The organism is Delftia sp. (assembly GCF_059499305.1).
The window spans coordinates 58169-83985 of record NZ_JCABYI010000004.1 but is presented as its reverse complement, the minus strand read 5'-3'; the positions used below and the strand labels follow the sequence as shown (position 1 = coordinate 83985).

General features: G+C 68.4%; 24 protein-coding genes. 17 read left to right on the top strand and 7 right to left on the bottom strand.

The features are described from left to right. Positions 1–407: 407 nt before the first annotated feature. On the bottom strand, positions 408–977 hold the full coding sequence (locus AC5I49_RS02275) for a helix-turn-helix domain-containing protein (protein ID WP_026062195.1): 570 nt from the start codon (positions 975–977) through the stop codon (positions 408–410). Positions 978–991: 14 nt separating this feature from the next. On the opposite strand from AC5I49_RS02275, the gene AC5I49_RS02270 reads away from it, so the two are divergent. From AC5I49_RS02270 to AC5I49_RS02225, 10 genes are all read left to right on the top strand, one after another. Further along, complete coding sequence (locus AC5I49_RS02270) at positions 992–1903, top strand: DMT family transporter (RefSeq protein ID WP_495788780.1); 912 nt, start codon at positions 992–994, stop codon at positions 1901–1903. 150 nt (positions 1904–2053) lie between these two features. Further along, positions 2054–2785, top strand: a complete 732-nt coding sequence (locus tag AC5I49_RS02265; protein WP_016448076.1) for a type 1 glutamine amidotransferase — start codon at positions 2054–2056, stop codon at positions 2783–2785. A gap of 111 nt (positions 2786–2896) precedes the next feature. Next, on the top strand, positions 2897–3706 hold the full coding sequence (locus AC5I49_RS02260; RefSeq protein WP_495788779.1) for a DeoR family transcriptional regulator: 810 nt from the start codon (positions 2897–2899) through the stop codon (positions 3704–3706). A gap of 34 nt (positions 3707–3740) precedes the next feature. Further along, positions 3741–4661 carry a substrate-binding domain-containing protein gene (locus tag AC5I49_RS02255; protein ID WP_495788778.1) on the top strand — a complete coding sequence of 307 codons (921 nt, stop codon included), beginning with the start codon at positions 3741–3743 and terminating at the stop codon, positions 4659–4661. A 59-nt stretch (positions 4662–4720) separates the two neighbouring features. After that, positions 4721–6238: a sugar ABC transporter ATP-binding protein gene (locus tag AC5I49_RS02250; RefSeq protein WP_495788777.1), complete on the top strand. Its 1518-nt coding sequence runs from the start codon at positions 4721–4723 to the stop codon at positions 6236–6238. Continuing rightward, positions 6235–7260 (top strand): ABC transporter permease, encoded by a 1026-nt coding sequence (locus tag AC5I49_RS02245; protein ID WP_495788776.1) that lies wholly within the window; start codon positions 6235–6237, stop codon positions 7258–7260. The genes AC5I49_RS02250 and AC5I49_RS02245 overlap by 4 nt, the downstream gene beginning before the upstream one ends. A gap of 60 nt (positions 7261–7320) precedes the next feature. Next, positions 7321–8289, top strand: coding sequence for a tagatose kinase (locus tag AC5I49_RS02240; RefSeq protein WP_495788775.1), 969 nt, complete (start codon positions 7321–7323; stop codon positions 8287–8289). A gap of 4 nt (positions 8290–8293) precedes the next feature. Next, positions 8294–9628: a D-tagatose-bisphosphate aldolase, class II, non-catalytic subunit gene (locus AC5I49_RS02235; protein ID WP_495788774.1), complete on the top strand. Its 1335-nt coding sequence runs from the start codon at positions 8294–8296 to the stop codon at positions 9626–9628. 96 nt (positions 9629–9724) lie between these two features. Beyond that, entirely contained in the window at positions 9725–9955 is a 231-nt protein-coding gene (locus AC5I49_RS02230) for a ribbon-helix-helix domain-containing protein (RefSeq protein ID WP_212646306.1), read from the top strand. Positions 9956–9964: 9 nt separating this feature from the next. After that, positions 9965–10369 (top strand): type II toxin-antitoxin system VapC family toxin, encoded by a 405-nt coding sequence (locus tag AC5I49_RS02225; protein ID WP_495788773.1) that lies wholly within the window; start codon positions 9965–9967, stop codon positions 10367–10369. Between the two features lie 18 nt (positions 10370–10387). Here AC5I49_RS02225 and AC5I49_RS02220 read toward each other — a convergent pair whose 3' ends face one another. Next, positions 10388–11302, bottom strand: coding sequence for a LysR family transcriptional regulator (locus tag AC5I49_RS02220; RefSeq protein ID WP_495788772.1), 915 nt, complete (start codon positions 11300–11302; stop codon positions 10388–10390). A gap of 118 nt (positions 11303–11420) precedes the next feature. On the opposite strand from AC5I49_RS02220, the gene AC5I49_RS02215 reads away from it, so the two are divergent. Then, positions 11421–12464 (top strand): bile acid:sodium symporter family protein, encoded by a 1044-nt coding sequence (locus AC5I49_RS02215; protein WP_043791305.1) that lies wholly within the window; start codon positions 11421–11423, stop codon positions 12462–12464. A gap of 59 nt (positions 12465–12523) precedes the next feature. Here AC5I49_RS02215 and AC5I49_RS02210 read toward each other — a convergent pair whose 3' ends face one another. The 5 genes from AC5I49_RS02210 to AC5I49_RS02190 all read right to left on the bottom strand — a co-directional run bounded on the left by AC5I49_RS02210 (position 12524) and on the right by AC5I49_RS02190 (position 16751). Next, the gene (locus AC5I49_RS02210) at positions 12524–13624 is read right to left on the bottom strand and encodes a DUF6817 domain-containing protein (protein ID WP_495788771.1); all 1101 of its coding nucleotides are present in this window, start codon (positions 13622–13624) and stop codon (positions 12524–12526) included. Beyond that, a complete protein-coding gene (locus AC5I49_RS02205) occupies positions 13621–14151 on the bottom strand; it encodes a cupin domain-containing protein (protein ID WP_061287599.1) in 531 nt (176 codons plus the stop codon). Before AC5I49_RS02205 ends, AC5I49_RS02210 begins: the two co-directional genes overlap by 4 nt. Positions 14152–14155: 4 nt before the next feature. Then, complete coding sequence (locus AC5I49_RS02200; RefSeq protein WP_012205012.1) at positions 14156–14965, bottom strand: MetQ/NlpA family ABC transporter substrate-binding protein; 810 nt, start codon at positions 14963–14965, stop codon at positions 14156–14158. Between the two features lie 70 nt (positions 14966–15035). Beyond that, positions 15036–15701 carry a methionine ABC transporter permease gene (locus AC5I49_RS02195; RefSeq protein ID WP_012205011.1) on the bottom strand — a complete coding sequence of 222 codons (666 nt, stop codon included), beginning with the start codon at positions 15699–15701 and terminating at the stop codon, positions 15036–15038. A 3-nt stretch (positions 15702–15704) separates the two neighbouring features. Beyond that, entirely contained in the window at positions 15705–16751 is a 1047-nt protein-coding gene (locus AC5I49_RS02190) for a methionine ABC transporter ATP-binding protein (protein ID WP_016448088.1), read from the bottom strand. 433 nt (positions 16752–17184) lie between these two features. On the opposite strand from AC5I49_RS02190, the gene AC5I49_RS02185 reads away from it, so the two are divergent. From AC5I49_RS02185 to AC5I49_RS02160, 6 genes are all read left to right on the top strand, one after another. After that, on the top strand, positions 17185–20106 hold the full coding sequence (locus tag AC5I49_RS02185) for a xanthine dehydrogenase family protein molybdopterin-binding subunit (RefSeq protein WP_495788770.1): 2922 nt from the start codon (positions 17185–17187) through the stop codon (positions 20104–20106). Next, the gene (locus AC5I49_RS02180) at positions 20103–20690 is read left to right on the top strand and encodes a (2Fe-2S)-binding protein (protein ID WP_016448090.1); all 588 of its coding nucleotides are present in this window, start codon (positions 20103–20105) and stop codon (positions 20688–20690) included. The genes AC5I49_RS02185 and AC5I49_RS02180 overlap by 4 nt, the downstream gene beginning before the upstream one ends. A gap of 5 nt (positions 20691–20695) precedes the next feature. Next, positions 20696–22141, top strand: a complete 1446-nt coding sequence (locus AC5I49_RS02175) for a c-type cytochrome (RefSeq protein ID WP_209672887.1) — start codon at positions 20696–20698, stop codon at positions 22139–22141. Between the two features lie 230 nt (positions 22142–22371). Next, positions 22372–23277, top strand: coding sequence for an SDR family oxidoreductase (locus AC5I49_RS02170; RefSeq protein WP_016448092.1), 906 nt, complete (start codon positions 22372–22374; stop codon positions 23275–23277). Next, positions 23274–24779, top strand: a complete 1506-nt coding sequence (locus AC5I49_RS02165) for an acyl-CoA synthetase (protein ID WP_016448093.1) — start codon at positions 23274–23276, stop codon at positions 24777–24779. Before AC5I49_RS02170 ends, AC5I49_RS02165 begins: the two co-directional genes overlap by 4 nt. 33 nt (positions 24780–24812) lie before the next feature. Then, positions 24813–25790, top strand: a complete 978-nt coding sequence (locus AC5I49_RS02160) for a Bug family tripartite tricarboxylate transporter substrate binding protein (protein WP_017407663.1) — start codon at positions 24813–24815, stop codon at positions 25788–25790. The last annotated feature ends 27 nt before the right edge of the window (positions 25791–25817 follow it).

Genomic DNA, 25817 nt, shown 5'->3' with positions numbered 1-25817 from the left:
CTTAACTATTGAAACAAAAAATTCAATAGTATCTATTTTCAATATCTGTTACTTAAGTGCTACTGGCGACAGCGGGCGCAGCGTCGGTCCCATGGGTACGACGGCATCGTGGCCGACGGCTCTCCTGCCCAATGCGCCGGCTGCTCCTGAGCTGCGGCGCGGCGCCAGTGCGGCACGCCCACGGCCAATGCCGATATGGCCGTCCAGCCGTCGGCCACGCAGGTGGGCACGCTGCAGGCGCTTGTGCCCGACCAGAAAGGGGCTCCGTCGCCCGTGGGGCGTACGCAGTGCAACAAGGGCCGGCCTCCCCTGTTCTAGGTACCCGCCAATACGGCTGGCGCGCGCAGCGCACGGGCCGAAGCCGGCCGGGCTGGAGCGAGCATGGACCGGGAGGAGAAGGCTCCCCCTCAGGAAATCACATTCCGAATGAACCGCGTTACGCCTTCGTGCAGGTTCACGTAGGCGTAGTCCTGGGCGCTGCCGTAGATGGCGTAGTCGCCGGCCTCGATGGTCATGGGGCCTTCGCTCAGGTCCACCAGCAGGCGGCCTTCGACCACGACGATCATCTCGTGCCAGCCTTCCGGGTCGGGTTCGGCCTGGTAGCGTTCGCCGGGGCCCAGGGACCAGGACCACAGCTGGGCCTCGCGCGTGGCGGGCACGCTGCCCAGCAGCATGGCCTGGCTTTCGGGCCGGGTGCCGCGCCAGGCCATGGCGTCCATGCGCAGGCGCTGCGCGGCCGGGTCGCTGACGATTTCTATGAAGCTGGCGCCCAGCGCATCGGCCAGCCGATCCAGGCTGGACAGGCTGATATTGGTGTCGCCGCCTTCCAGCTGCACGACCATGCGCCGGCTCAGGCCTGCGGCCTCGGCCAGGGCCGCCTGGCTCAGTCCTGCACGCTGGCGAAGGCGGCGCAGGTTTTCGCTGACGAAAGCCAGGACATCGGAGCGCTCGCCAGCGCTGTGCAATATATTTCTCATATGATCTGCGCAATATGTTGCACACGTCATCTTCTCACAGCTCGCGCACGCCGCTGCTCAGCCGGCAGGAGCTGGCCCTGATCGCCGTCACCATGGTCTGGGGCGGCACCTTTCTCGTGGTCCACCTGGCCATGCAGCACAGCGGACCGCTGTTCTTTGTGGGCCTGCGTTTTGTCACGGCGGGTTTGATCGGGCTGCTGGTGTTCCGCAAGGTTATGGCCGGGCTCACGCGCACCGAGCTGGTCGCAGGCACGGCCATCGGCGCCAGCATCTTTCTGGGCTATGGCCTGCAGACCTTCGGCCTGCAGACCATCAGCAGCAGCAAGTCGGCGTTTCTGACCGCCTTGTATGTGCCCATCGTGCCCCTGCTGCAATGGCTGGTGATGGGCAAGCCGCCGCGATTGATGAGCTGGATAGGCATCGGCCTGGCCCTCACGGGCCTGATGCTGGTGGCGGGGCCCGAGTCCGGGGGAATGGAGTTGAACGTGGGCGAGATGGCGACCATGCTGAGCACGCTGGCGATTGCGGCCGAGGTGCTCCTGATCGGGCATTTCGCGGGCAAGGTCGATGCGCGGCGCGTGACCACGGTGCAGTTGCTGGCGGCCGGCACCATGGCGCTGCTGGCCATGCCCGTGGCTGGCGAGTCGGTGCCGGATTTCTCGTGGATCTGGCTGACGGCCGCCGTGGCCATGGCCTGCGCCAGCATCCTGATCCAGCTGACCATGAACTGGGCCCAGAAGTCCCTGTCGCCCACGCGCGCCACCGTGATCTATGCCAGCGAGCCGGTCTGGGCCGGCATCGTGGGGCGCATGGCAGGCGACCGGCTGCCGGGGCTGGCCATCCTGGGGGCAGTGCTGATCGTGGGCGGGGTGCTGGTCAGCGAGCTGAAATGGAGCCGGCGCAAGGCTGGAGCATCCACGGCTTGAGAGGGACGGGGGCGACATCCGTGGTGCTGTCCCGGTGCTGCCTTGATGCGGCCTTGATGGCGTTGTGCGCAAACACAATCCGCCCTTGAGGCAGCCGTCCCTAGAGTCAAGGCCTCACAACAAATGGCTTCCCGATGAAGCCGCGCCGCCATGAGACCTGTCGCCATCCTCCAGCACGAATCCACCCAGGGCCCCGGCGTTCTGCGTGAACACCTGGAGCAGCAGTGCATTCCCTACCGAATGTTGCAGCCCGCCCTCGATGGCAGAGCCCCTGTGCATGCCGCCGACTACAGCGGCATCGTGGTGCTGGGCAGCAACCATTGCGTCAACGAGGGCCTGCCCTGGATGGAGGATGAACAGTCCCTGCTGGCCGACGCGCTGCGGCATGACGTTCCCGTGCTCGGCCACTGCTTCGGCGCACAGATGCTGGCGCGCGCCATGGGCGCCAGGGTCTGGCGCAACCCCTGCCCCAACATTGGCTGGAGCCGCATCTGGGTGACCGCCGCCGCCCAGCAGCTCATGGACCTGCCGCGCGAGGCCACGATCTTCCATTGGCACTACGACACCTTCGAGATCCCGCGCGGCGCCGTGCGCACCATGTACGGCAGCCATTGCCTGAACAAGGGTTTTCGACATGGCCGGCACTGGGCCTTCCAGGGCCACATGGAGGTGACTGCCGCCAGCGTGGCTGCCTGGTGCGCCGAAGGCCATGACGAGCTGCTGCGCGCACGCGGCCCCGCGGCGCAGACCGAGAGCGAGATCCTGCGCCACCTGGACCTGCGCATTCCCGTGCTGCACGCCCTGGCCCACCGCACCTACCGGGCCTGGACGTCACAGCTGCAGCGGCCCGTGGTCGTGCCCCTGAGCGCGGCCAGCCGGTAAACCTTCCAGGCCAGGCAATCCCTGGTGAATACCCTGGGTGCGCTTGACGCAGCTTTTGCGTGCAGGGAAACTTTCGATACGAAATATAAAACTTTCGAATCGAAAGAATCCATGCAGGAACAAGGCAACAGTTCACTCAAGCGCAGGCTGCAGATCGTGGAGCTGGCGCGCAAGACCGACGAGGTGCGGGTGGAGGCGCTGAGCATGCTCTTCGGCGTCTCCACCGTCACCATCCGCAACGACCTGCACTACCTGGAGCAGCAGGGCTATGTGGTGCGCGCCTTCGGCAAGGCGCGCTACAACCCGGCCCTGCTCAAGACGGCGGCCGAGCTGCCCGGCGCCCACGCCGCCGCACAAGGCCCGGCACAGGCCCAGGTGGCCCAGGGCGCCCTGGGCTGGATTGAAGACGATGCGTCCGTCTTTCTTGGCGGTGGCCGCATCACCCACCGCGTGCTGCCGCTGCTGGCCAGCCGCCAGGGCATTGCGCTGACGCTGCACGACCTGTCCATGGTGGCGACGGCACGGCAGTTTCTCGATTGCGCCATCCACGTCACGGGCGGCGCGCTGGCCGGCGACGAACCCGGCCTCATCGGCCCCGGCGCTGAAACGGGCCTGCGCGGCCGGCCGCTGGACATCTGCCTTTTCGAGATCTGTGGCATCGACGAGCGCAACCGCCTGCTGTGCCGCGACCCGGGCGCCGCACGGCTGTACGCGGCAGCCGTGGAGCACAGCGCCAAGGCCGTGGCGCTGGCACTGGATCTGGACAGCACCTCGGGCGGACACCCGGTCTGCGACATCGCTCAACTCGACGGCCTGTGCGCACACCAGGACATGGAGCCCGGCGCCTTCGATCTGCTGGCACGCCACCGGCTGCAGGCCACCCACAAGGCCGAGGGCCGCATCGAGTTCGCCAGAAGCTGAGTTTTTCCACAACGACAGAGGGAGGGAGACCGCCATGGACCGCAACACGTTTCTCCGGCGCATGCTGGCCGGCGCATTCACATTCGGCCTGCCGGCCAGCCCGGCGCTTGCACAGCCGGGCCCCGGCCCCGCGCGCACCATCGGTGTGTCCCTGCTCACGCAGCAGCACCCGTTCTACCTGGAGCTGGCCCAGGCCATGCAGCAGGAAGCCGCGCGGCAGGGGCTGAAGCTGGACCTGAGCATTGCCAACCAGGACCTGGGCAAGCAGATCTCCGATGTGGAGGACTTCGTCAGCAAGAAGGTCGATGCCATCATCCTGTCGCCCGTGGATTCACGCGGCGTCAAGGCCGCCGTGCTCAAGGCCGCCGCCGCCCGCATACCCGTGATCACCGTGGACATTGCGGCCAGCGGGGTGGAAGTGGCCTCGCACGTAGCCACCGACAACCGCGCCGGCGGCGTGCTCGCCGGCCAGCTCATGGCCCGCGCCACGGGTGGCAAGGGCCAGATCGGGGTGCTGCACTACCCGTCCATACAGTCCGTGGTCGATCGCGTGGAGGGCTTCAAGTCGGCCATCGCGGCCTTCCCCGGCATGAAGATCGTCTCGGTACAACCCGGCATCACACGCGCCGAGGCCCTGTCCGCATCGCAGAACATGCTGCAGGCCCACCCCGACCTGGCAGGCATCTTCGGTTTTGGCGACGATGCGGCCCTGGCCGCGCTGGCCAGCGTCAAGGCCGCCAGAAAGCTGGAGCAGGTGAAGATCGTGGGCTTTGACGGCATGGCCGAGGCCCGCGCAGCCGTGGACCGCGAACCGGCCTTCGTGGGCGTGATCCGCCAGTACCCCGACCAGCTGGGACTGCAATCCGTGGCCCTTGCCGCGCAATTGCTGTCGGGCAAGCCGGTGGAAAAACTCCACCCCGTGCTGCCCGGCGTGTACACGGCTGCCACCAGGTAAATGGACCTGCGGAGCCCGCCATGCCAGGCCCCACTGCACACAGCCACCCAGGCCGTGCCATGCTCGACGCCGTTGCGCCGCCCCCCATGCTCGAGGCCCGGGCGCTGGCCAAATCCTTCGGCGCCGTGCAGGCGCTCAAAAGCGTGTCCTTCCGCCTGCACGCAGGCACGGTGCACACGCTGCTGGGCGAGAACGGGGCCGGCAAATCCACCCTGCTCAAAATCCTGGCCGGCGTGCACCGGCCCGATGGCGGCCAGCTGCTGATCGAGGGTGCCGGCACCGAGCTGGCCAGCCCCGCCGATGCGCAGCGCCACGGCATCGCCATCGTTCACCAGGAGCTGAGCCTGGCGCCCAACCTCAGCGTGGCAGACAACCTGTTTGCCGCGCGGCTCCCGAAGCGGGCCGGCTGCGTGGACCGCCGCGCACTGCGCCGCGACGCCGCCGCGCTGCTGGCCAGACTGGGCATGGACCTGAACCCCAACGCGCAGGTGGCCGAACTGTCGCTGGCCCAGCGCCAGCTGGTGGAGATCGCCAAGGCGCTGGCCCAGCCCGCGCGCATCGTCATCATGGACGAGCCCACCTCCTCGCTCAGCGACAGCGAGGCGCAGATTCTCTTCACCCTCATCGCCCGCCTCAAGGCCGAGGGGCGCGCCATCATCTACGTCTCGCACCGCATGGACGAGATCATGCGCATCTCCGACGAGATCACCGTCATGCGCGACGGCAGCTCCATCTGCACCCTGGCGCGGGACGAGACCGACATCGGGGCGCTGATCGCGCTCATGGTGGGGCGCCAGATGCAGGACATCTATCCGCCGCGCGGCCCCGCCCCTGACCGCAGCACGCGCGCCCTGCTCCAGGTGCGCGGCCTGGGCCTGGCCGGGCGCTTCGAAGGCATTGACTTCGAGGTCCACGCGGGCGAGATCGTGGGATTTTTCGGGCTGGTCGGCTCGGGCCGGTCCGATGTCATGGATGCGCTGTTCGGCATGCACCGCTGCACGGGCAGCATCCTCATGCACGGCCGGCCGCTGCGCCTGCGCTCGCCGGCCGACGCCATCGGCCAGGGCATGGCCTTCGTGACCGAGAACCGCAAGGAGCAAGGCCTGGTGCTGGACCAGTCCGTGCAGCACAACATCTGCATGGTGCAGGTGCACAGCGGGCGCGGCGGCGCGCTGCTCACCGACGAGGCGGCCGAGCAATCGCTGGCCCGCGCCTGCGTGCAGCGGCTGAAGATACGCGTTGCCGGCCTGCTCCAGCCCGTGCGCCAGCTGTCGGGCGGCAACCAGCAAAAGATCGTGTTCGCCAAGTGGCTGGCCATGCGCCCCCGGCTGCTGGTGCTGGACGAGCCCACGCGCGGCATCGACGTGGGCGCGAAGTTCGAGATCTATGCCCTGATCCGCGAGCTGGCAGCGGCCGGCACGGCCGTCATCCTGGTGTCGTCGGAGCTGCCCGAGGCACTGGCCCTGAGCGACCGCCTGCTGGTCATGCGCAACAAGCGCCTGGTCCAGAGCCTGGACACCCTTCATCTGCGCCAGGAGACCGTGATGGCGCACGCCACCGGAGCAGGACTGCCATGAACCATTCCGACCTAGGCCTCCCCGCCACGGGCGCGCCCGAAGAACGCCTTCCCGGCGACCGGCGTTATGACGGCAGGCATGGCTGGCGGCATGCCTGCAAGCCGCTGCGGCGCCATGCCGGCACGCTCATGGGCCTGGCCGGCCTGGTGGCGCTGTTTTCCCTGCTGTCGCCCGCCTTTCTCACGGCCGGCAACCTGCGCAACGTGCTGCTGCAGGTGTCCATCATCGCCATCGTGGCCTTCGGCATGACCTATGTGCTGCTGCTGGGCGAGATCGATCTCTCGGTGGGGTCGGTGGTCGCCCTGGCCGGCAGCGCGGCCGGCCTGATGCTGGGCCAGGGCCTGGCACCTGCCCTGGTGCTGCCCGCCGTGCTGCTGTGCGGCCTGCTGCTGGGCGCGCTCAACGGCTCGCTGTCGGCGCTGCTGCATCTGCCGTCCTTCATCGTGACGGTGGCGACCATGGGCATCTTCCGGGGGCTGGCCTATATCGTCTCGGGCGGCATGCCGGCGCCGGTGGACAGCGAAGCCTTTCTGTGGATCGGCAACGGCGAATGGCTGGGCATGCCCGTGCCCATCTGGATCCTGGCCGCACTGCTGGCCGCCAACCACTTCGTGCTGGCCCGTACCGTCTTTGGCCGCAAGACCTATCTGGCAGGCGGCAATGCCGAGGCGGCCACCTATGCGGGCATACGGGTGGGGCGGCTCAAGATCGCCATCTTCATGCTGTCGGGGCTGATGGCGGCCGTGGGCGGCCTGCTGCTCACCTCCCGCCTGTACTCGGCCCAGCCCAACGCGGCCATGGGCTGGGAGCTGGACGCCATTGCCGCCGCCGTGCTGGGCGGCACGCGCCTGGCCGGAGGCCACGGCAGCGTTGCGGGCACCTTGATAGGGGCGCTGATGATCGGCGTCATCAACAACGGCATGAACCTGATGAGCGTGCCCTACTTCTATCAGCTCATCGTCAAGGGCAGCGTGATTCTGGTGGCCGTGTGCATCGATGTGCACAGCAGGCGCAGGCGCTGACGCATGGGCCGGCGGTGCAGCGAACGGCGCACGGGGTTTGATTCCAAAGGGAGGGAGAGCATGCAATCCATCATGACCATGGGCGAGATCCTCGTCGAAATCATGGCCGAGCGAAAAGGCCAGAGCTTTCGCGCGCCGGGGCCGCTGGCCGGGCCCTACGCCAGCGGGGCGCCCGCCATCTTCATCGACCAGGTCGCCCGGCTGGGGCATCCAGCCGCCATCATCGGCTGCGTGGGCGACGACGATTTTGGCTGGCTCAACATCGACCGCCTGCGCCGCGACGGCGTGGACACCAGCGCCATCGCCGTGTGCCAGAACGCCGTCACGGGCAGCGCCTTCGTCACCTACCGCGACGACGGCGAGCGCGACTTCATCTTCAACATCACCAACAGCGCCTCGGCCCAGCTGCAGCCCGAGCAGGTCAACCAGGCCGTGCTCAAGGACTGCGCGCATTTCCACGTCATGGGCTCGTCGCTGTTCTCGTTTCGCATCATCGATGCCATGAAGAAGGCCATCGAAATCGTCAAGGCCCAGGGCGGCACCGTGTCCTTCGACCCGAACGTGCGCAAGGAGATGCTGCGCATCCCCGAAATGCGCGAGGCCCTGGCCTACATCCTGGAGTTCACCGACATCTTCCTGCCCAGCGGCCACGAGGTCACGCAGCTGGCCCGCTCGGCCGACGAGGCCGGCGCCATCGCCGAGATCTTTGCGCGCGGCGTGCGCGAAATCGTGGTCAAGCGCGGCGCCGACGGCTGCAGCTACTTCAGTGCCGACGAGCGCATCGACCTCGACGCCCTTGCCGTGGACGTGGCCGACCCCACGGGCGCGGGCGACTGCTTTGGCGCCACCTTCATCGCCTGCCGGCGCCTGGGCAAGACCGCGCTGCAATCGCTGCGCTACGCCAATGCGGCCGGCGCGCTGGCAGTCTCCAGCAAGGGGCCGATGGAGGGCACATCCGGCTTTGCCGGGCTCGACGCGCTGCTGGCACAACGGCCGCAGCACCTGCGGCATGCGGTGATGGAGGGCTGAAACCATGCCCGCCCATCTCACCCACCTCACCCGCCTGGCGCAGTCACGCTCCGGGCAAACGCCAGCAGCCGCAGGCGATGCGCGCGCTACAGGCAACGCACTCGGCATCTACTCCATCTGCTCGGCCCATCCCCTGGTCATCGAGGCGGCCATGCACCAGGCGCTGGACGACGGCACGCCGCTGCTCGTGGAGGCCACCGCCAACCAGGTCAACCAGTTCGGCGGCTACACCGGCATGCAGCCCGCCGACTTTCGCCGTTTCGTGCTGGCCATTGCCGACCGCTGCGGCCTGCCGCCAGACCGCGTGCTGCTGGGCGGCGACCACCTGGGCCCCACGGCGTGGACCCATCTTCCCGCCGCCGAGGCCATGGAACTGGCGCAGGATCTGGTGCGCGCCTATGCGGCGGCCGGCTTCGTGAAGCTGCACCTGGACGCCAGCATGGCCTGCGCGGGCGACCCCCAGGCACTGGACGACGCCACCGTGGCCCGCCGCGCCGCCCTGCTCTGCCAGGCGGCCGAGCAGGCCAGCACCTGCCCCGCGCCCGGCCCGGCCTACGTGATCGGCACCGAAGTGCCCGTGCCCGGCGGCGCCGCGCATGCGCTGGAGCATGTGGAAGTCACCGCGCGCGCCGACGCCCAGCGCACGCTGCAGGTGCACCGCGACGTCTTCGCGCAGCAGGGGCTGGACGCTGTCTGGCCGCGCATCATCGCGCTGGTGGTGCAGCCGGGCGTGGAGTTCGATCACACGCGCGTGGTGGACTACGCGCCAGCCGGGGCAGCCGACCTCCGGCAGTTGCTGCGCCAGCATCCGCAACTGGTCTTCGAGGCCCACTCCACCGACTACCAGCGGCCCGAGGCCCTGCGCCAGCTGGTGCAGGACGGCTTTGCCATCCTCAAGGTCGGGCCCGGCGCCACTTTTGCGCTGCGCGAGGCGCTGTTCGCGCTGGCCGCCATCGAGGAGCAGCTTGTGGACGCACCCCAGCGCTCCCACCTGCCTGCCGTGCTGGAGTCCGCCATGCTGGGCCGCCCCGCCAACTGGGAGCGCTACTACCGCGGCGAGCAGCCCGATCCCGGCGCCCAAAGGCTGCTGCGCATCTACAGCTACAGCGACCGCATCCGCTACTACTGGGCCGACCCCACGGTGAACGCCGCCGTGGCGCGGCTGCTGGACAACCTGTCCGCCTGCGCCCTGCCCGAGAACATGCTCAGCCAGTTCCTCCCAGCCCAATACCAGGCCGTGCGCGCCGGGCGGCTGGCACCCTCGCCCCACGCACTGGTGCTGGACCGCGTGCGCGAGGCGATACGGCCGTATGCGGCGGCCTGTGGGGGTGTTGTGTGATGTGCCAGCCCCGTAGGGGAACTGGGTCTTGAACTGGGCAATTATGTTTGCACATATACTTTTTAAACCCGTTCCCCCGCTCAAGGAGTAGCTGCCATGTCGCAAATCACACTCTATTTGGACGACACCACCCAAGCTCTGGTGGAAGAGGCGGCCAGAGCCAATGGCATGTCCAAGAGCCGCTGGGTCGCCGAGATCATTCGCAAGTACGCAGCGCATGAATGGCCTCAGGATTGCATTGAGCTGGCAGGTCGCTTCGCCGATTTCCCTCTTGCGAACGAACATAACGCTCCAGTTGCCACCGATGTGCCTCGAGTCGGCTATTGACATGCGGCCATGCTGATCCTCGACAGCAACACCATCAGCTACTACTTTCGCGGAGACCCGCAGGTAGTGCCTCGCCTGCAGGCTTTGCGCCCCACCGACATCGGCGTACCGGCCATCGTGGAGTACGAGCTGCGTTATGGACTGCAACGCTTGCCACCAGCCGCCTCCGCGCCCCGTCTTGAGGCATTGGTGCAACTCCTGCGCCCCATGCAGTTGCTGGTATTCGACAGCGAATGCGCGACTCATGCCGCCCGCATACGCGCAGCGCTGGAGGCCAAGGGCACGCCGATAGGACCGCATGACACCTTGATCGCAGCAACTGCATTGCGCCATCAGGCAGCGCTGGTCACCCGCAATATCCGGGAGTTTTCTCGTGTACCCGACTTGCAGTGCTTGAACTGGCACATGGATTGATCCTCGCCCACCACAGCCTCACAGCTGCCCCGCCTCCCCCCTGATCAAATCCCACACGCTTTGCGCCACGGGCGACAGTTCGCGTTGGCGGCGGCGCACCAGCATGATGTCGCGCTGCACGCGCGGCAGCAGGGGGCGGCTGGCAAGGGCGTCGGGGGCGGCGCCACTCGCGGGAATTCGCCATGCCTGCGGCACGGCCAGTTCCGGCACCACGCTCAGGCCCAGGCCCGCCTGGAGCATGCAGAAGATGGTGGTGGTGTGGCCGACTTCCTGGACCACGGCGGCCTCGGCGTCGTGGGCCTGCAGTGCGGCGTCGATCAGGCGGCGGCTGCCCGAGGCGTGGTCCAGCAGTACCAGCGGCTGGCCGGCCAGGTCGCTCCAGGCCACCTGGCGCTTGCGGGCCAGCCGGTGCGTGGCCGGGCAGACCAGGCAAAAGGGCTCGCTGAGTATGGTTTCGCAGTGCAGGTCGTCGCGGCCCTGCGGGTCGATGACCACGCCGAAGTCCACCTCGCCGCTGCGCACGCTTTGCAGCACATCGCTCTGGATGCGGTCCAGCAGCAGCAGTTCGATGCCCGGCGCCTGCTCGCGGCAGCGCGCAATGCAGCGCGGCATCAGGTGGGCCGACAGCGTGGGACTGCTGGCCACGCGCACCTTGCCCAGGCGCTGGGTGGCCAAGCCGCTGACTTCGAGCAGGCATTCATCCAGCGCGTCCAGCACGCGCGTGGCATGGCCCTGCAGCAGGCGGCCGGCGTCGGTCAGCTCCACCTCGCGCGTGGTACGGTGCAAAAGCTGCACGCCCAGGGCCTGTTCCAGCTCGGTGACATTGCGGCTGACGGCGGGCTGGGTCAGCGCCATCAGCTCGCCGGCGCGGCTGAAGTTGCGGCTTTCCGCCACGGCCAGGAAGGCGCGCAGCTGGCGCAGGCTGATATTCATACGGAAAAATTATAAAACCATCAGATAAATCCATTTCTCTTTTCAATGGCCGTGGCGTCCAATCGGGGCCTTGCAGCCTGGCTGCACGAACCGATAGTTAGTTGGAGAGAGTTTTCCCATGGCACGCCCCCGCTTCGCCCCTGACAATTTCACGCTGATGCTGCTGTCCACCGTGGCACTGGCCAGCTTCCTGCCCGCCTCGGGCGCCGTATCGCAATGGCTGGAGGTGGCGACCACGCTCATGGTCAGCCTGCTGTTCTTCCTGCACGGCGCCAAGCTCTCGCGCGAGGCCATCTTTGCCGGCATAGGCCACTGGCGCCTGCACCTAACCATCTTTGCCGCCACCTTCGTGCTCTTTCCCCTGCTGGGCTGGGCGCTGCGCCCCGTGCTGGAGCCCCTGGTCACGCCCGAGATGTACATGGGCGTGCTCTTCCTGTGCACGCTGCCGGCCACGGTGCAGTCGGCCATCGCCTTCACGGCCATGGCGCGCGGCAACATGCCCGCTGCCGTGTGCAGCGCCTCGGCCTCCACGCTGATGGGCATCGTGATCACGCCCATCCTGGTCAGCATGCTGCTGCACAAGAGCGCCGAAGGGGGCGACGCGCTGCAGGCCATCGGCAAGATCGCGCTGCAGCTGCTGCTGCCCTTTGTGCTGGGCCATCTGCTGCGGCCCGTGATCGGCGGCTTCATCTCGCGCCATGCCAAGCGCGTGAAGTTCGTGGACCAGGGCTCCATCCTGCTGGTGGTGTACACGGCCTTCAGCGCCGCCGTCATCAGCGGCCTGTGGCAGCAGACGCCCCTGCCCGCGCTGCTGGGCCTGCTGCTGCTATCGTCCATACTGCTGGCCCTGGTGCTGGTCATCACGTCATGGACGGCGCGCCGTCTGGGCTTTTCCAAGGAGGACGAGATCACCCTGGTGTTCTGCGGCTCCAAGAAGAGCCTGGTCAGCGGCGTGCCCATGGCCAAGGTGCTGTTCGAGTCCAGCGCCGTGGGCGCCATCGTGCTGCCGCTGATGATCTTCCACCAGCTGCAGCTCATGGTCTGCGCCGTGCTGGCCCAGCGCTATGCACGCCGGCCCATGCACCCCGAGGCGATCGAGGATGGCGCCGTGCCCGCCAGCGCTGCGCCGGCCGCCAAGGCCGGAACGGCGCCGGCCAAATAAGGCGCGGGCGCGCTCCCATCACAAAAAAGCCTGGCTCTCGCGCCAGGCTTTTTTGCATCTCAGCCCTTCAGGGCCAGGTTGTTGAGCTTGTCCAGACGCTCGGGCCAGCTTCCCTGCTGCGCCGACTGCAGCAGGATGCGCGTCCAGGCGATCCAGGCGTCCCACTGCACGCGCTTGTCCCAGGCATTGCCCCAGCCGCTGAAGCACTGCAGCGCGCTGGTGGCAGCGCGCGCGGCGTCGTCGGCGCGGCCGGCAGACAGGTAGAGCTGGGCCAGCACCATCTGCGGCTCGCCCACCCAGGGGTTCAGGCGCACGGCGCTTTCCAGCACGGCCGTGGCGGCGTCCAGATCCACCAGCGGCTGGTCCAGCTGGATCACCGACCAGTACAGCGATACGGCAGCGGCCTCGTCGCCGGGCGACAGCTGCCGGCTGCAATGGTCGAACACCGGCGGCAGCGGCAGCTGGGCGCGCAGCGCCGGGTGCTGCAGCGCACGGCCCAGGTCGCTGATCTGGCTGAGCATGCGGCTGGCAGGCCGCATGGGACCGGGCCACAGCGAGGCCGCCCAGTGCACGCCCTGCTGCCGCTGGTTCTGCACCTGCGGAAACTGCGAGTAGATGTCTTCCTGCCAGCTGAACCACTGCTCCATGGCATCGGCCATGCTCACGATGGTGAAGGCCGCCACCTCATAGGCGCTCAGGCGCTGGCTGCGGCCGGCGGATTCCAGCGCCATGGAGCCGTCTTCGGCCAGGTCGCCGGCCAGGATCTTCTGCATGAACTGCGTGCGGCTCATGGTGCAGAACAGGTAGACCAGGTGCTCGGCGCCCTCGCCCACCAGCTCGCGCAGGCGGCCGCGCTCGCTGCCCGCATCGAACTTGACCAGGTCCACGAAGGCGTTGCCATAGACGCTGTGCAGCAGGCCCAGCAGGCGCACGTCGCGCGGCTGGCGCCACAGCGCCAGCGAACGGGCCACGCCCGCCAAGTGGTGGCGGAAGGTGCCGGCCTTGTGCCAGTCCTGGCCCACGCCGCGCGCCAGCACCACGGGCAGCACGGGGGCGAGGTCGGCATCCCTGCGCAGCCATTCCTCGTCGAGCAGGTCCTGGGCGCGCGTGAACAGCGCCTCGTCAAGTGTCTGGAACAGTGTCTGGACAGGCAGGCTCATGCAGGCACCTCCATGGCAGCGGCGGGCCGCTGGGTATATTGCGCCACCCAGCCCGCCGTGTCGGCGAACAGGCGCAGCGCCTTGATGCGCCGCGTGGCGGTCAGCGTGAAGCGGTGCTCCACGCCGGCCGGTATGCGCAGGTAGTCGCCGGGCTGCACGCGCAGCACGCGCTCTTGGCCGTGGGCATCAAAAAATCCGAACAGGCCTTCGCCTTCGAGGATGTAGCGCACCTCGTCATCGGCATGGGTGTGGGGCTTGTCGAAGCGCTCCAGCGCCTCGTCCAGGCCCGGCGTGCCTGGGTGCAGCACGACCAGGTCCATGCTGTGGTAGCCATGGGCCACGCATTCGTCGACCACCAGCATGCCCACGGCCTGGACCACGGTGGCCTTGCCGCCGTCGTCCAGCTGGGCCTGTGCCAGCAGCGCGGCCAGGCCGGGCTCGGGCGCCAGCGGACGGTGCTGCCATTGCACGCCGATGGCGGCCACGAAGTCCGCGTCGGAAACTTGGTGCGATGCGAGGCTGCCCATGCTCTTACCAGGCCGCCGTGTAGGCGCCCTTGAACTGCGTGTCGATGAACTGGCGCACCTCGGGCGATTGGTAGGCCTTGACGAAGGCCTGCAGGCCGGCGTCCTTTTCATGGCCGGCGCGCGTGGCGATCAGCACGGTGACATAGGGCGTGTCCGTGGCTTCCAGCGCCAGCGAATCCTTTTGCGGCGACAGGCCTGCGGCCACGGCGTAGCTGCTGTTGACGGCGGCGGCGTCCAGGTCGTCCAGCGAGCGCGCCAGTTGGGCGGCCTCCAGTTCCACGAACCTCAGCTTCTTCGGATTGGCCGTGATGTCCAGCACCGAGGCACGGGCGCCCGCGCCGGTCTTCAGTTCGATCAGCTTTTGCGCGGCCAGCACCATCAGCGCACGCGAGCCATTGGTGGGGTCGTTGGGGATGCCCACGCGCGCACCGCTCTTGAGGTCGGCCAGGCTTTTGATCTTCTTGGAGTACACGCCCATCTGCTGGTTGACCGCACGGGCCACGGGCACGAGCTTGTAGCCACGGTCCTTGTTCTGGGCGTCCATGAAGGGCTGGTGCTGGTAGATGTTGGCATCCAGCTCACCCTGCGACAGCGCCGCATTGGGCTGGATGAAGTCGCCGAACTCGACCAGCTTCACCTTCAGGCCGTTCTTCTCGGCCACCTTCCTGGCCACCTCGGCAATCTGGGCATGCGGGCCCGAGGTCACGCCGATGGTGACCGAGCCGTCGGCCGCATGGGCCGGCAGCGCGGCCATTCCCGCCAGGGGCAGGACGGCGGCCAGGGCCAGCGATTGAAGCAATGCGCGCTTTTTCATGGAATCCCTCTTTCAGACAATCTCGCGGCAGCTTGCCGCCCCGGCCGCGCCGGCCGCCGGGGTGTGTGGATCAGCGGTGGCTGAGCCTGCGCACCGCCCAGTCGCCCAGGCTCTGGATGGCCTGCACGAAGAAGATCAGGATGATGACCACGGCCAGCATCACGTCGGGCAAAAAGCGCTGGTAGCCGTAGCGGATGCCCAGGTCGCCCAGGCCGCCGCCGCCAATGGCGCCGGCCATGGCCGAGTAGCCGGTCAGGCTCACGAAGCTGATGGTCAGGCCCGCCACGATGCCGGGCAGCGCCTCGGGCAGCAGGATCTTCCAGACGATCTGGCCCGTGGTGGCGCCCATGGACTGGGCCGCTTCCACCAGGCCGTTGTCCACCTCGCGCAGCGCGGTCTCCACCAGGCGCGCCACGAAGGGGGCTGCCGCAATGGTCAACGGCACCACGGCCGCCCAGGTGCCGATGGACGAGCCCGTGATCAGACGCGTCAGCGGGATGATGGCGACCAAAAGGATGATGAAGGGGGTGGAGCGCAGGGCATTGACGATCCAGCCCACGATCTTGTTGGCCGGGCCGTTCTGCAGCACGCCGCCGTGGTCGGTCAGGCGCAGGAACACACCCAGGGGAATGCCGATCAGGCCGCCCACCAGGCCCGAGACGCCGACCATGATGATGGTCTCCCACAGCGAGCTGACGAACAGCTCCAGCATCATTTCCGAAAAATTCTCAAACATCGCTCAATCCCTGGTGGAAACGATCTGCACCTGCACGCCGGTGGCGCGCAGATGGTCCACGGCGGCATCGATCTTTGCCGCATCGCCGCTGGCGAAGACGGCCAGCGAGCCGAAGGTCTGCTCCTGGATCTCGTCGATCTGGCCATGCAGGATGGACAGGTCCAGCCCCAGCTCGCGGATCAGGTGCGACAGGATGGGCTGGTAGGCGCTCTCGCCCGCATACGACAGGCGCAGCAGCCGGCCTTGCTGGCCCGGCGCCAGCTGGGCGGCCAGCGCATTCACGCGCACGGCCACCGACTCGGGCAGTTGCTGGGGCACGATCTCGTCGATCAGGCTGCGCGTGATGGCCTGCTGCGGGCGCGTGAACACGTCAATCACGGGGCCCAGCTCGGCAATCTCGCCGCCGTCGATCACGGCCACGCGGTCGGCGATCTGCTTGATCACCTGCATCTGGTGCGTGATCAGCACCACGGTCAGGCCCAGCTCGCGGTTGACCTTGCGCAGCAGGTCCAGGATGGAACGCGTGGTCTCGGGGTCCAGGGCCGACGTGGCTTCGTCCGACAGCAGCACCTTGGGGTGGCTGGCCAGCGCGCGCGCAATGCCCACGCGCTGCTTTTGCCCGCCCGATATCTGCGCCGGATAGCGGTCGCGCAGCGCGCTCAGGCCCACCAGGTCCAGCAGCGGGTCCACGCGCTTCTTGATGTCGTCGGCCGACATGCCCGCCAACTCCAGCGGCAGCGCGGCGTTGTCGAACACCGTGCGCGAGGACAGCAGGTTGAAATGCTGGAACACCATGCCGATGTCGCGGCGCGCCGTGCGCAGCTCGGCATCGCTGAGCTGCATCAGGTCACGGCCGCCCACCAGCACCTGGCCCGAGGTCGGGCGGTTGAGCAGGTTCAGGCAGCGCACCAGCGAGCTTTTGCCCGCGCCGCTGCGGCCGATGATGCCGAACACCTCGCCCGACTCGATCTGCAGGTTGATGCCCCGCAAGGCATGGACGGGCCCGGTGGGGCCCTTGTAGGTCAGGGAAAGATCCCGAATCTCGATCATGAAAAAACGCCGCGGCGCAGGACGGCCTGGGGACGCCGCTGCGCATTGTTGGGAAGTGGGAGCAAATATAGGTTGTGCGTATAAAAACGCAAACTATAAAAAAATAAAGTAATAAGAAGCTCCGGTTATGCCCAGGACTTCACTACTTTCTGCACAACCCTCAACTATGCCTGAATGTGGACACGCCCTGGCCCTGCCGGGCTATGCGCGGCGCCACGGAGCACTGCGGCAAGGCCCTTCTTGCGGCGGCGTCTGATTGACAGTGCGGCCGGCACGCTGCCGTCGCGGCCTGGCGGCCCTGGCCCGCTCCTGCTTTTGACGATGGCAGGCACCCGCCGCTGCCGCCGCGCTGACGCCAGAAGCAGCCTTTGCTGACAGGCCGCGCGGCATGCGCCCTCCTACAGTGGGCTCAACCCCACAGGAGAAGAGCGCCATGCGCCCAGAACAACACTCCGGCGCCGGCAGCCAGGCCGGCACGGCTCCCTTGTCGCGGCGCGGCTTTCTGCAGGCCGCCAGCATCGCAGGCGTCAGCGTCTGGGTGGCGCCGCTGGCCAGCCAGGCCTATGCAGCCCTCTTTGAAGACCGCGTGCTCGGCAGCGTGGCCCGCGAGCCGGCCACCCAGCTGCCGCGCATGCGGCTCGATGGCCGCTCCAAGGTCATGGGCGCCAAGGTCTTCGCCCGCGACATCCGCGCACGCGACATGCCGCACTGGCCCCAGCAGCAATCCCATGCCTTCATCGTGCGCACCACGCTGGCCGACCGGCTGTTCGACGGCATGGACCTTTCCGCACTGGACGGCGAACTGGCGCCCGACCGCGTGGTCACCGCCGAAGACCTGGCGCACGACGGCCTGGCCTTTCCCGAGTTCTATGGCGAAGACATGCTGCTGCCCGCAGGCAAGACCCCCGCCTACCTGGGCCAGGCCGTGGCCATCCTCATCTACCACGACTTCGCGCGCTTTCGCTTTGCCAAGGAAAGGCTGCAGGCCACGGCCGGCGTCATCCGCTACGGCCGCATCACGGGCGCGCTGGACCGTCCGCCCTGGGGCGTGTTCCGCTATGTGCGCCAGGGCGGCGCCACGGCCTTTGACGACGACGTGTTCTCCAGCCTGCGCGATGCCCCGCTGTTCCCCGCCGAGCGCAAGCCGCTGGTCTGGCCGCAGATCTCCAAGGCCGACGCGGTCACGGCACGCGGCCTGCGCGCGGCCGAGCAGATCGCCCAGGAACTGGCCACGCCGCCGGCCGACTGGCTGGTGCTGCAGCGCCACTACGCCACGCAATCGGTGGACACGGCCGCGCTGGAGCCCGACAACGCCAACTGCTGGTATGACGCGGCCACGCAAAGCCTGCACATGGTGCTGGCCACGCAATCGCCGCACGAAGTGGCCGAATGGGCAGCGCAGATGGTGCAGGCCAGCAGGTTCCCGCTCAAGCGCCTTTTCGTGCACCCGTGCTACACGGTGGGCTACGGCTCCAAGGACCACGCGCCCATGCCCTACTACGGCCTGGTCTGCGCGCTGTATGCGGACGGCAAGCCCGTGCGCCTGGCCAATGACCGGTTCGAGCAGTTCCAGTCCTCGCTCAAGCGCCATGCCTTCGAGATCGACTACACCATGGCCATCGACAGGAAGACCGGCCTCTTCCAGAGCCTGGTGGCCAACATGACGGCCAATGGCGGCGGCCGGGCCAACTTCTCGCCCTCGGTCGCCATGGTGGGCGGCACGGCGGCGCAGTCCATCTACTACTTTCCCAAGAACGACATCACCGCCGTGGCCCTGGCCAGCCGCGCGCTGGACGCGGGCTCGGCACGCGGCTACGGCACGCTGCAGAGCATGGCGGCCACCGAGATGATGGTGGACGAAATCGCCGAACTGCTGCAGATCGACCCCATCGAGCTGCGCCTGCGCAACGTGCTGACCTCGGGCGCCAAGAACACCCAGGGCGCCATTGCCGCTGGCGCCCTGCGCGCCGACGAGGTGCTGGAGCGCGCCCGCCGCCATCCGCTGTGGACCGAGCGCGCCAAGCGCAAGACCGCCTACGAGGCCAGCCACCCGGGCCAGCGCTACGGCGTGGGCTTTGCCTGCGTGCAAAAGGACTTCGGCACGGGCGGCGAGGCGGCCTTCGCCCGCATCGAGATATCGCCCCAGGGCCGCGTGCTGCTGCACCACTCGGGCACCGAGATCGGCACGGGCATGGGCACCTCGCAGGCCCAGCTGTGCGTTCAATGGTTCGGCAAGCCCGCCGACGAGCTGCAGACCGCCTGCCTGGACTGGCCGGAGCTCCCGCTCAAGGCCGAGGGCGACAACTACACCATGCCCCAGGCCGACCAGGACCGCTTCGCCACCCGGCCGCTGTGGACGCCGGTCTACGCCTCGCCGGCCAGCGCCAGCAACTCGGCCTACTACTACAGCCACGCCACCAGCGAGACGGCGCGCGTAATCTTCGAGCACGGCCTGTGGCCGGCCGCCGTGGCCATCTGGAGCCAGGGCACGGGCGGCGGCCAGAAGGCGCCCTACGTGGTGCGCCGCGAGGACGCGCGCTGGGTCAACGGCATGCTCACGGCCAACGGCATGCAGCCGCTGTCCCTGCAGGCCCTGGCCCAGAAGGCCCATGCCATGCAGCTGGTCACGGGCGCCGTGGGCCATACCTTCAACCGCTGGCAATGGGCCGAGGCCGACTTCGACATCCTGGGCACCAGCGCGCGCCGGCCGCTGGACGCGCTGGCCGTGCGCCTGGGCAGCGCGCCCGATGCTGCCGCAGTCACGCCGGCCCCTGACACCAGCGACACGCCGCAGGCGGCCACGCCCGTCGAGGCCTCTGTCACCGCGCGGCGCAGCGCCGCCGGCTACCGCATGATTGCGCGGCGCAACCTGTTCTATCCGCCCATGCAGCGCAACAACGCGGGCGTCACCTACTACAGCGCCAATGCGGCTCTGGTAGAGCTAGCGGTGGACACGGGCACGGGCGCGGTCGAGCTGCTGGCCCACCACTCCATCATGGAGTGCGGGCGGCCCATCGTGCCCGAGCTGGTACATGGCCAGCTCGAAGGCGGCATTGCCATGGGCATAGGCCACGCCCTGTACGAAACCATGCCGCTGTACGAGGGCGGCCCCGGCGACGGCAACTGGAACTTCCACCGCTACCACCTGCCGCGCGGCAGCGAGGTGGCGGTCTGGAAGCAGACGGCCGAGCTGCTGGCACCTCTGTCGGACACCGATCCACCCAAGGGCATTGCCGAGGTGGTGATGATTCCCATCGTCGCCGCCATCGTCAACGGACTGCACCACGCCATTGGCAAGCGCTTCCACGACCTGCCCGTGACCCCGCAAAAGATCAGGGAGGCACTCGCACCATGAGCCTTGTCCCGCGCCCCTTGTCGCTGACCGTCAACGGCCAGGCCGTCGGCCCCATGGACGTGCCCGAAGGCATGCCCATGATCGACTTCCTGCACGAATACCTGAACCTCACCGGCTCGCGCCTGGGCTGCGGCATCGGCGAATGCCGGGCCTGCACCGTCATCGTGGACGGTCCCGAGGGCAGCCGCGAGATGCGCACCTGCATCACCGGCGCCCACTACTTCCAGGGCCGCAAGGTCCGCACCATCGAAGGCATTGCCGACCCGGCCGGCGCGGACACCGCGCCCCCGCCCTCGCCCGGCGCCTCGGGCCAGCCGCGCAAGGTCATCGCCATCAGCCCCGTGCAGCAGAAGTACCTGGAGCATTTCAGCTTCCAGTGCGGCTACTGCACGCCGGGCTTCGTCATCGCGGCCACGGTGCTGGTCGAGCGCCTGGCCAAGGCGCCCATCCGCGCGGCCGATGTGGAACAGGTCGTGGGCGAGGCGCTGCAGCCCCACCTGTGCCGCTGCACCGGCTATGTGCGCTACTACGCGGCCGTGAAGGACCTGGTCCTGAACACGCCCGGGCTGACCTTGAAAGGATGAGCGCCATGTCCGCCGCCGACCCCAGCGCAGCCACCGCCGCGCCACCCGCAGACTACAGCGGTGCCCGCCCCCCGCCACCGCGCAGGCCCAGGCGCCGCTGGCGCGGGCTGCTGCTCGTCCTCCTGCTGCTGGCCGTGCTGTTTGCCATTGCCGCCGTCTGGGGCAACCGGCCCCATGTGCCGCAGCGCGAGCCCCAGGCCGTGCACCGCAGCCCCCAGCAGCTGGCCCAGGGCCTGTACCTGGCGCGCGCCGCCGACTGCATGGCCTGCCACGACGGGGTGGGTGGCATAGGTGGCGCCCGGGAAGGCCAGCCCTTTGCGGGCGGCAAGCCCCTGCCCACGCCCTTCGGCACCCTCTACGGCACCAACATCACCCCCGACCCGGACCACGGCATAGGCCGCTGGACGGCCGAGGAATTCCACGCCGCCGTCACCCGCGGCACGGCGCCGGGCGGGCGCCAGCTCTACCCGGCCATGCCCTATGCCTCCTACCACCTGATGAGCCGCGAAGACTCGGACCTGATCTACGGCTACCTGATGAACATCCGGCCCGTGGCCCAGCCCAACACCAAGCCCGCCCTGCCCTTCCCCTTCAACCTTCGCGTGCTGATGTTCGGCTGGAAGACGCTGTTCCTGTCCAGCGCGCCGCTGCCCGTGGGCTCGCAGGGCCAGAGCCCGGCCTGGCTGCGCGGGCAGTACCTGGGCAATGTCATGGGCCACTGCGCCGAATGCCACACGCCGCGCGGCATGTTCGGCCAGATGCAGAAGGACCGCTGGCTGCAGGGCGGCACGCTGTCGCTGTTCACGGCCCCCGGCATCACCGCCGAAGCCCTGGCCGCACGCGGCTGGACGCGCGAGGGCATGGCCCAGTTCCTGCAGACGGGCTTCTCGGCCCACGGCAGCGCCTTCGATGAAATGCACGAGGTCATCGCCAACAGCACCCGGTACCTCACGGCCGAGGACATGACGGCGCTGTCCACCTTCCTGCTGGGCGACAACCCGCCCGCGCCCCAGCCCCTGCCGGCCGCCGCACCCCCGGACTCCGGCACCGGCAACAGCGCGGGCAATGGCGCCGGCAACGGCGCGGGCACGCTGGACGCAGGCCGGGGCCAGTACATGGCACTGTGCGCCAGCTGCCACGGCAGCGAGGGCCTGGGCCGCAGCCTCACCATGCCTCCGCTCAAGGGCAACAGCACCGTGCGCCAGGCCGACGCCCGCAACCTGGTGCTGGCCATCCTCGTCGGCCTGCCCAAGCACCCGGCCACCCAGCAGGGCCCCACGCCCCTGCCCGGCATGCCCGGCTTCATGCAGGAACTGACCGATGGCGAAGTCGCCGCCCTGGCCAACTACACCCGCGCCACCCTGGGCGGCCAGCCCGCCGACGTGACGGCCGCCCAGGTGGCCGACCTGCGCAGCGCAGCGGGCAAGGCGGGGCACAGGGCTGCGCCCTGAACCCCCGGGCGGTTCTGCAGACCCTGCCCCGTATGCCCCCGCCTGCGTCTTGCAGCTTGCGGCGGTTGCGGGGTTGCATTCCTGCCGAAGGACAGGACTGCTTCGTGAACTGGCTGTGATCACAGCCCGAAACCCCGCCCATTGTTTCCACCACGGAACCAACCGCGTTCCACCACCCTCCTTTGCCAGCCGCCCCTGTCTCCCTAGAGTGAAAGCAAAAGGAGACAAGCATGTTCGAAGCCAATCTATTCCAGGGCCAGCGCGTCCTGATCACCGGGGGCGGCACGGGGCTGGGCCTGGCCATGGCGGCCAAGCTGGCGGAGCTGGGTGCCGAGCTGCACCTGTGCGGCCGGCGGCATTCCGTGGTGCAGCAGGCCTGCGAGATGCTGAACAACGACACGGGCGCGCAGGCCTTTGCGCATGAACTCGACATTCGCCAGCCCGAGGCCGTGCACACCGTCATCGACCGCATCTGGGCCGAACACGGCCCGCTGACGAGCCTGGTCAACAACGCGGCCGGCAACTTCGTCAGCCGCACCGAGGACCTGAGCATCAACGGCTTCCATGCCATCTCGGACATCGTCTTCCGGGGCACCTTCTACGTCACCCAGGCCGTGGGCCGCCGCTGGATCGCCGAAGGGCTGCCGGGCTCGGTGCTGTCCATCGTCGTCACCTGGGTGGACACGGGTTCGCCCTTCGTCGTGCCCTCGGCCATGTCCAAGGCCGGGCTGGACGCCATGACCAAATCGCTGGCCGTGGAATGGGGTCCCAAGCGCATACGGTTCAACGCGATTGCACCGGGCGTCATCCCCACCCAGGGCGCCAGCCAGCGCCTGCGCCCCAGGATCGACGGCAACGAGGACTCGGCCGACCGCCGCCGCCTGGACAACCCCACGCGCCGCCTGGGCACGGGCGAGGACATCGGCAACATGGCCGCCTTCATCCTGGCCCCGGGCAACACCTGGCTCAACGGCCAGACCATCACGCTGGACGGCGGCGACGCCCTGGCCAACGGCGCCTACTTCACCGAATACCAGGCCTGGGACGATGCCGACTGGGCGCGCGCCCGGCAGATGGCCAAGGCCGCCAACCAGCCCAACGTCAACGATGGGGAGCAGGAGGCCACGCCCACATGAGCACCGCCGCCACGCCCCATTCCACCCTGGTCTTCGAACAGCGCACGCTGACCGGCGCCGCCCAGCAGCAGCGCGGCCGTCAGCTGGCCCAGGGCCTGCGCAGCCTGGGCCTGGCCGAAGGCGACGTGCTGGCCGTCTTCCTGCGCAACGGCATCGAATACGCCGACGTGGTCCATGCCTGCCGCATTGCGGGCATCTACTACTGCCCCGTCAACTGGCATTTCACGGCCACGGAGATCGACTACATCCTGGCCGACAGCGGCGCCCGCGCCCTCATCACCAGCCAGGACCTGCTCGACGGCCTCAAGGGCGAACTCTATGCGGACCTGCCCCGGCGCGTCGCCCACGCACGCGAGCCGGAGCAGGACTACGAAACCTGGCTGGCCGCCCAGGCACCCTACGACGGCCCGCTGGTCGCGCCGCGCGGCCACATGGCCTATACATCGGGCACCACGGGCCGCCCCAAGGGCGTGCTGCGCAAGGCGTTTCCCGTGGAAGAACTGCCCCGGCGCCTGGCCGTGAACCAGGCGCTGATCGCCACCGCCTACGGCCTGCAGCCCGGCGCGCGCACCCTGCTGACCGCGCCCATCTACCACAGCGCGCCCAGCCTGTATTTCCAGAACGCGCTCATGCTCAGCGAGCTGGTGGTGCTGGAGCAGCGCTTCGACCCCGAGCGCTTCCTGCAGCTGGTGCAGGAGCACCGCATCGACACCGCCTACATGGTGCCCATCATGTACGTGCGCCTGCTCAGGCTGCCGCGCGAGGTGCGCGAGCGCTACGACATCTCCTCGCTGCGCTTCATCGCCTCCACCGGCTCGCCCTGCGCGCCCGAGGTCAAGAAGGCCATGATCGAGTGGATGGGACCCATCATCAACGAGACCTATGCCTCCAGCGAGTCGGGCCTGGTCACCTTCATCGGCTCGGCCGACGCCCTCACCCACCCGGGCAGCGCGGGCCTGCCGCTGCAGGACGCCGAAGTCCGCATCCTCGACAGGCAGGGCCAGGCCCTGCCCACGGGCGAGGTGGGCCTGATCTACGTGCGCCAGCCCGCCTATGCCGACTTCACCTACAAGGGCAACGAAGAGGCCCGCCGCAAGATGGACCAGGGCGGCCTCATCACCCTGGGCGACATGGGCTACCTGGACGAAGAAGGCTTTCTCTACGTCTGCGACCGCGACTCGGACATGGTGATCTCCGGCGGCGTGAACATCTACCCGGCCGAGATTGAGAACGAGCTGCTCAGGCACCCCGGCATAGCAGACTGCGCCGTCATCGGCGTGCCCGATGCCGAGTACGGCGAACGGCTGCTGGCCCTGGTCGAGCCCGGCCAGTCAGGCACACTGCCCGAGGCCGAACTGAAAGAATGGCTGCGCGGCCGGCTGGCGGCCTACAAGCTGCCGCGCAGCTTCGTCTTCCAGCGCCTGCCCCGCGACGACAACGGAAAGATCGCCAAAAGAAAGCTGCGCGACGCCCACTGGGGCGCGACGCAGCGCAAGATCTGAACCCGCCAACACCGAAAGAGAAGGAGACAACGCATGAACAAGGCCATTGCATTGCTGCTTGCCGCTGCGGCCACCGCAGCCGCAGCCCCGGGGTTCGCCCAGTCCGACTACCCCAGCAAGCCCATCAAGCTCATCGCCCCGTATGCGCCGGGCGGCTCGGTCGACGTGCTGGCCCGCACCCTGGCCACGCACCTGTCCACGGAGCTCAAGCAGTCCGTGGTCGTGGAGAACCGGCCGGGCGCCAACACCATGATTGCCGCCTCGGCCGTGGCGCGCTCGCCGGCCGACGGCTACACCCTGCTGCTGGCCAGCAATGCCAGCATGGTCCTCAACCCCCTGCTCTACAAGAAGCTGAGCTACAACCCCGACCGGGAGCTGAAGCTCACCAACATCCTGGCCGAGGCCCCGCTGGTGCTGGTCACCAACAGCCAGACCGGCATCAAAAACGTGGCCGACCTCAAGGCCTACTCCAAGGCCCACGCGGGCAAGCTCAACTACAGCTCGGTCGGCCTGGGCAACCCGTTGCAGCTGACCACCGAGCTGATCAAGTCCCGCCTGGACGTGGCCGCCACCCACATTCCCTTCAACGGCAGCGCGCCGGCCCTCACCGCCCTCATGGCCAACGACACCCAGCTCATGGTGGACGTGGCCGGCACCTCCCTGCCCCACATCAAGGCCGGCAAGCTGGTGGCCATTGCCACCACCGGGCCGGAGCGCTCGCAGTTCCTGCCGCAGACGCCCACCATTGCCGAATCGGGCGTGCCGGGCTTCAGGGCCTCCACCTGGTTCGGCATTGCCGTGCCCGCAGGCACGCCAGCGGACGCGCGCAACACCCTGCAGGCCGCCGTCAACAAGGTCATGCTCAACCCCGAGTTCGCCAGTGCCCTGGGCAACCAGACCCTGGCCGCCAAGAAGCCCCAGACCCAGGCCCAGCTTGACGACTTCCTGGCCGCTGACGGCCAGATGTGGCGCAAGGTGATCGCGGACAACGCGATTGCGCTGGAGAACTGAAGACCGAAAAGGTGATGAACTAAGTGC